Raw genomic sequence first — 6,489 nt, forward strand, 5'->3', positions numbered from 1 at the left:
CATTTGCATCACGGCTTGATTGACCTGTTCGATGCCATCGCTCTGCTGCCCCGACGCCACCGCGATCTCGCCGAGGATGGTGGTGACCTGCCGGGAGGCGGTCACGATCTCGCGCATCGTCTGGCCAGCGTGCTCCACCCGCGCCGCGCCGTTGCGCACTTGCTCCGCGGAGTCGCCGATCAGCCCGCGGATTTCCTTGGCCGCCGCGGCGCTGCGCTGCGCCAGGGTACGTACCTCGCCCGCCACCACCGCAAAGCCCCGCCCCTGCTCGCCCGCGCGCGCCGCTTCCACGGCGGCGTTGAGCGCCAGGATGTTGGTCTGGAACGCGATGCCTTCGATCACATCGATGATGTCGACCACCTTATTGGAGCTGGCGCTGATCGCCTGCATGGTGTCCACCACCTCCCCGACCACGGTGCCGCCTCGTTGCGCGATATCCGAGGCATTGGCCGCCAGTTCGTTGGCCGCGTGCGCGCGCTCGGTATTCTGTTTGACCATGGCCGTCAGTTCGCCCATGCTCGACGCGGTTTCCTGCAGCGCCGCGGCCTGTTCCTCGGTGCGCTGGGACAGGTCGGTGTTGCCGGCCGCGATCTGCTTCGAGGCATCCGTGATCGAATCCGTCGAGTCCTTGATCCGGCTCACCAGGTCGGTGAGCATGTCTTCCATCTCGCCCATGCCGCGCAGCAGACGGCCGAACTCGCCCTGGCGCTCGGTTTCGAATTCCTTGCTGAGGTCGCCGGAGGCCACGGTTTCGGCGATATAGACGGCCTCGCCCAGCGGTTGCTCGATGCTGCGCGCAATGCCGTGGGTACAGGCGGCGCCGACCAGCAGCGCGGCCAGCCAGAGCCCGAACATCCAGGCGCGGGCGGAGTCGGCGCCCTGCCCGACATTCCCGGCCGCCGCGTCCGGCGGGGCATTGAGCCCCATCGCGATCGCCGCCGCCATCAATATCAACACCACCGCGAAACCAGCGCCAAGGCGCATACGGGTGCTCAGGTTGGCCAGTGCCATCATTGCTGCATCTCCCCTTTTTAGTAGACTTCGCCTGCCTCGTCGTCTGGGTAACGGCGACGCGCGGAGAAACTTTAGGGGAATTCCCAGATGCCGCCTTCCAGTGGCATTCAGGCGGGACGCCGCTCCGGCGCCATCCCGCCATCCGCCCGGCTACCGGCGGGGAAATGCACGCCGGCGCGCTGGGCGGCCCGCACGATGTGATCGGACATGGCGCGCTGCGCGAGGCTGGCGTCGCCCGCCGCCAGGGCGTCGATGATGGCGCAATGCTCGGTGTAGGTGGCGTGGCGGCTGCCGCGCTGGTAGAACGGCAGGCGCTGGCTTTCCTGCATGACGTCGGTGCTGTTGCGCAGGATATCGGCAATCGCGCGGTTGCCGGCGATGGCAATGATGCGCATATGGAATTCGAAATCCAGCCGGGCGGCCTGGGTAAAGTCGGACGCATCGATGCACGCCCGCATGGCTTCGGCGTTCTCGCGCAGGGCGCCGACATCTTCCGGCAACAGCGCCGCCGCGGCCAGCCCCACGGTGAAGCTTTCCAGCGCGAAGCGCAGCTGGTAGATATCGGTCAGCGAATGCGATTTCGAGAAACGCCACTGCGGCGGCGCGCCGTCGGTGGCATCGGCGGCCACATACACGCCTTTACCGGGTCGCGAGACCACCAGCCCCAGGCCCTGCAGGGTGGACAGCGCCTCCCGCAGCGAGGTGCGGCTGATACCGAGTTGCTCGGCCAGGTCGCGTTGTGAGGGCAACAGCGAGCCGGCCGGATACTTGCCGCCTTCGATCCACTCGCGGATGAGGGTCGCGGCGTTGGCGGAGATGGCGGTGGCTGTGACCATGGCGGTGATGGAAACTCCTGCGCTGGATGGTGTTGATGGCAAAGGGCAAGGGAAATTGCCGCGGGCGCCAGCGCTGGCGCCGGATCGACGGCAAATTGTACTCGACCGCTACCTGGAGATCTAACGGCAACCACAACCGCCTGACGTCAGGATCAAAGACCCGAAGGCTGATAGCCAAAGGCAGTGACTACCCTGTTTTCGCAGGATTGCGCATCGCCTCCCCCTGGTCCGTGACAGCCTACAGCGGCGGCACCGCGGAAAGCTTGTCGGGATTGCGCACGACATAGACTGCGGTGATGCGGCCCGCCTCGATGGTGAAGGACTGCGCCGACTCGATCTTGCCATCCACATAGCGAAGGAGCCCAGGCATGCCATTGATCCGGGCCAGCCGGTAGCGTACCTTGCCTGGCTCTGCGTGCCCGAGCGACCAGAAGACGCCGGCGATACGCGCGGCGCCGCGCAGGATGCGCCCGAACGACGGCACCTTGCCGCCACCGTCGCTGATCAGCTCGGCATCCGGGCTGAGCATCGTCTTCATGGCGGTCCGGTCGCCGGTGCTTGCGGCCTGCATGAAGCGGGTCAGCAGTTCGCGATGCTCCTGTGGCGATACGTCGTAGCGCGGGCGGCCTTCCCGCACGCGCTCACCGGCGCGGTGCACGATCTGGCGGCAGGCCGCTTCGGTCTTGCCGAGGATCGAAGCGATTTCCGCATACTCCAGATCGAATGCCTGCCGTAGCAGGAACGCCGCCCRCTCGTCGGGCGAGAGGCGTTCCAGCACCCAAAGGAACGCCACCGACACTTCGCTTGCCAACTCCGCCGCCGCCTCCGGCGTGTCCTCATGCGACTCGACCAGCGGCTCGGGGAGCCACCAGCCGATGTATTTCTCCTGCTCGCTCTTGCGCGCGCGCAGGCGGTCGATCGCGAGCCGCGTCGTGACCGTGACCAGCCACGCTTCCGCCGAGCGCAGCTCGGCCTGGTCTGCCTCGTGCCAGCGCAGCCAGGCGTCCTGGACCACGTCCTCCGCGTCGGAACGGGTACCCAGCATGCGATAGGCTATCCCGAAAAGACGGGGCTTCAGTGCGGTGAAAGRTTCGGCGGAATCCATAAGTCATATGCGAGAAGATCACCCCCAGACGTTCCGGCAACGCGTTTTGTGACATCCAGGCGAATGACTGGTACGGCGCAGGGGTAACACCGGGCGTGAAGAGAACCGGAGAAGATATATAGCAAAAAAATTGCAGCCGCTGTCACAAGCCGGTTGCCGCCGCCGTCTTACGGTCATGGCAGGCGCGCAGGGCGCCTGCCGGACCCGTCGAAACGGATTGAAAGGCAAAAATCATGACTGCTGCACGTATCAACTTTTTCCAACTCGCCCCGGCCAACCTGAAGGCGATGATCAATTTCTCCGCCTCCGTCAAGCAAAGCTCGCTAGGGACCCGGCTGGTGGAGATGGTGAACCTGCGCGTCTCGCAGATCAATGGCTGCGGCGTCTGCATCGACATGCATTGGCGCGACCTGATCAAGCAGGGCGCGGAACCGCGCCACCTGAATGCCATCGCCGGCTGGCGCGAGGCACCGTTCTTCAGCACTCGCGAGCGCGCCGCGCTGGCCTGGGCGGAAGCCGTCAACGCGCTGCCGCACCGCGACGACACGGATGCCGTCTATCCCGAATTGCGCGAGCATTTCAGCGAGAACGAAATCGCCGAGCTGTCCTACGCCATTGCAGCGATTCGCGGCTGGAATGTGATGAACCTGAGCCTGCGCAACCAGATTCCGGAAAATCCGGCTCCGGGCTTCTGATCGCGCTGCCGGTCCACCTTGTGATGGCGCGGCGCCGCCGCGCCTTGCCCGGAGCGCCGCCTGCGCCATGCAGAGCGGAGCCATTGCGTCGCGCAAATGCTCGATCTGCCAGCTCGCCGATGCCTGTGCAAAGCGCTGTGGCCAGCGGCATGGACCGGGCCATGCCGTACCTTACTTGTTAACCAGCCGCGCAGGGACGGTATAGGTGAGCGCCGCGCCACAGAGCAGCACGCCGGCCAGCACGAACATCGCCAGGTTGGTGCTCTGCGTCGCATCCTTGATCAGGCCGATCATGTAAGGGCTGACAAAGCCGGCCAGGTTGGCGAACGAGTTGATCATGGCGATACCGGCAGCGGCCCCCGCGCCGGACAACAGCGCGGTGGGCAGGCTCCAGAACAGCGGCGAGGTGGCCAGGCTGCCGCCGGCCGCCAGCGCCAGGGCCGCGAGCGACAGCGCCACGTTGTCGCTGAAGACCGCACTCAGCGCCAGCCCGGCGGCGCCGCAGCAGAATGGCACGATCAGGTGCCAGCGGCGTTCGCGCATGCGGTCGGAGCTGCGGCTGACCAGGATCATCGAACACACCGCGACGGAAAACGGGATGGCGGTCAGCAAGCCGATATTCAGCGCGCCGGTCACGCCGGACTGCCGGATCAGCGACGGCAGCCAGAAGGTCAGCCCGTACTGCCCCATCACCGTGCAGAAGCAGATGCAGGCCATCTTGATGATGCGGCTGTCCGAAAAAAGCTGCCGCATGGTCATATGGCCACCCTTCGCCGCGTTCTCGCTGGCGATATTGCGCTCCAGCAGTTCCTTCTCGGATTGCGTCAGCCAGCGTGCCGAACGAATATTGTTATCGAGATAGGCCAGCACCGCGAAGCCGACCAGCAAGGAAGGCAGCGCTTCGATCAGGAACATCCACTGCCAGCCGCGCAGCCCCGCGACGCCCTGCATCGACTCCATGATGAACCCCGAGAGCGGGCCGCCGAAAATGCCCGACACCGGGATGGCGCACATGAACAACGCCACCATGCGAGCGCGGCGGTGCGACGGGAACCAGTAGGTCAGGTACAGGATCATGCCGGGATAGAAGCCGGCCTCGGCCGCGCCAAGCAGGAAACGCAGCACATAGAACTGCGTGGTGGTCTGCACGAACACCATCGCCGCCGAAATCAGGCTCCACATGATCATGATGCGCGAGATGGTGGCCTTGGCGCCGATCCGGTGCATCAGGATATTGCTCGGCACTTCGAAGAAGAAGTACCCGATGAAGAACAGCCCGGCGCCCAGCCCGTAGGCGGACTCGCTGAACCGCAGGTCGCCCAGCATGTGCAGCTTGGCAAACCCCACATTGACGCGGTCCAGGTAGGCCACGACATAGCAAAGCATCAGGAAAGGCAACAGGCGCCATGCAACCTTGCGGTAGACGGCGTTTTCCCGCGCCGCCGCCGCATTGGCGGCGGCCGGCTCGGGGGCTAGCGATGGGGCAGTGGTCAGGGACACAGCAGTTTCCTCCTCGGGTGGCGTGGCACTTCGTTCAACTGGTATTACCAGTATGATTTCTAATGGATGGCGAAGAATACGTCCGCATCGCGCTATGGAAAAGCAGCGTAAACCCGGAATTTAAGTGCCTTGACGCGGGGTCTGGCTAACGCGATACTAGCCCTACTGGTATTACCAGTCGGATAAGCCCATTCGGAAAGCCGCCTTTCACGGCTTCCCCATCACCCTGACCAAGAGGAAAAACGTGTCTGCTCCCGACGAGACGGCGATCGTGCGCCCAACACCCGCCCACGCGCCGGTGCCCTTGCGAGTCGAGCCGCTGACCGCGGCTGCCTTCGCCCCCTTTGGCGACGTCATCGAAAGCGAAGGGCACGTGCCGATGGTCATCAATGGCGGCATGACGCTGCGCTATCACGACCTCGCCGGGATCGACGTCGGCGCGCTGGACGGCCGTGCGCTGATCAACTTCTTCGACGCGCAGCYCTATGCCCTGCCCCTCGCCATCGCATCGATGGAACGGCATCCGCTGGGCAGCCAGGCCTTCGTGCCATTGGACGAAACCGCCTTCCTCGTCGTCGTGGCGCCGGGCGGCGGCCAGCTCGACGAGTCAGCCATCCGCGCCTTTGTCACCAATGGCCGGCAAGGCGTGAACTACAAGCGAGGCGTCTGGCATCACTCGTTGATCGTCACGCGGGGACCGGCGCGATTTCTGGTGGTGGATCGTGGTGGGGAGGGGCACAACTGTGATATCACTGACTTGCTCGGCAAGTATTTGATTGCGGAGTGAGTGGGCTGGAGTGTTGCCATGCAGGGCGGCAATGGCTTGCTTCCGGCACCTCTGGCACGTGAGGGCTACGGCTTAACGTCAAAGTCAGAACCCTAAAGTCAACGGCAGTTTCACCTCCCCTGCGGGGAGGCGACCTACTTTCTTGTCTTGCCAAGAAAGTAGGCAAAGAAGGCGCGCCGGATGGGGCGATACCCCCTCGGGATCCGGCTACCAATCGTTGGTTTGGCAGGCTCGCTCCTGCAAATGGCCGCCCTCCTCCGCAGGCGAGGGAGCAACCCAACGCATAGCAAGTGGCAGCTGGCGCATGGAGACTGGAGACTGGAAGTTTGGCGTCCGAATAGCCGAGAGATTTTGGCGATGCGCGATATCGCCAGACCAGCGATTCGGTGTAGCCGTGTGGAGCGCGCCCAAGGGCGGTCCACACCCCAGCGCGATGCGAAGCGAGCCGTCAAGGTGTACCAGGCCGTATGGGGCGTCCTCGTCGGCAGGTGAAAAGAGCGGAAAAGAGGGGGCCATGTTTGAGCATCGCCTTAAGGCGATGTGAGTTTGGCC

General features: G+C 64.6%; 7 protein-coding genes. 3 read left to right on the forward strand and 4 right to left on the reverse strand.

What is annotated here, in order from left to right; genetic code table 11:
* Both AC1DKD_RS37720 and AC1DKD_RS37725 read right to left on the reverse strand, forming a co-directional pair.
* Positions 1-1,014: methyl-accepting chemotaxis protein (locus AC1DKD_RS37720; protein WP_477144457.1), on the reverse strand; the 1,014-nt coding region annotated here is incomplete at its 3' end.
* A 107-nt stretch (positions 1,015-1,121) separates the two neighbouring features.
* Positions 1,122-1,850, reverse strand: coding sequence for a FadR/GntR family transcriptional regulator (locus tag AC1DKD_RS37725; RefSeq protein ID WP_441636983.1), 729 nt, complete (start codon positions 1,848-1,850; stop codon positions 1,122-1,124).
* Between AC1DKD_RS37725 and AC1DKD_RS37730 the strand changes: the two genes are divergently transcribed.
* Positions 1,837-1,974: a hypothetical protein gene (locus AC1DKD_RS37730; RefSeq protein WP_441636985.1), complete on the forward strand. Its 138-nt coding sequence runs from the start codon at positions 1,837-1,839 to the stop codon at positions 1,972-1,974. The genes AC1DKD_RS37725 and AC1DKD_RS37730 overlap by 14 nt on opposite strands.
* Positions 1,975-2,088: 114 nt before the next feature.
* On the opposite strand, the gene AC1DKD_RS37735 is transcribed toward AC1DKD_RS37730, so the two are convergent.
* Positions 2,089-2,955 carry an RNA polymerase sigma-70 factor gene (locus tag AC1DKD_RS37735; RefSeq protein WP_477144458.1) on the reverse strand — a complete coding sequence of 289 codons (867 nt, stop codon included), beginning with the start codon at positions 2,953-2,955 and terminating at the stop codon, positions 2,089-2,091.
* Between the two features lie 230 nt (positions 2,956-3,185).
* Between AC1DKD_RS37735 and AC1DKD_RS37740 the strand changes: the two genes are divergently transcribed.
* Positions 3,186-3,650 (forward strand): carboxymuconolactone decarboxylase family protein, encoded by a 465-nt coding sequence (locus AC1DKD_RS37740; RefSeq protein WP_441636991.1) that lies wholly within the window; start codon positions 3,186-3,188, stop codon positions 3,648-3,650.
* 171 nt (positions 3,651-3,821) lie between these two features.
* Here AC1DKD_RS37740 and AC1DKD_RS37745 read toward each other — a convergent pair whose 3' ends face one another.
* Positions 3,822-5,144 carry an MFS transporter gene (locus AC1DKD_RS37745; protein ID WP_441636993.1) on the reverse strand — a complete coding sequence of 441 codons (1,323 nt, stop codon included), beginning with the start codon at positions 5,142-5,144 and terminating at the stop codon, positions 3,822-3,824.
* 250 nt (positions 5,145-5,394) lie between these two features.
* On the opposite strand from AC1DKD_RS37745, the gene AC1DKD_RS37750 reads away from it, so the two are divergent.
* The gene (locus AC1DKD_RS37750; protein WP_477144459.1) at positions 5,395-5,937 is read left to right on the forward strand and encodes an ureidoglycolate lyase; all 543 of its coding nucleotides are present in this window, start codon (positions 5,395-5,397) and stop codon (positions 5,935-5,937) included.
* Positions 5,938-6,489 lie beyond the last annotated feature (552 nt).

The sequence above is a fragment of the Cupriavidus sp. 05T313 genome, assembly GCF_056396665.1.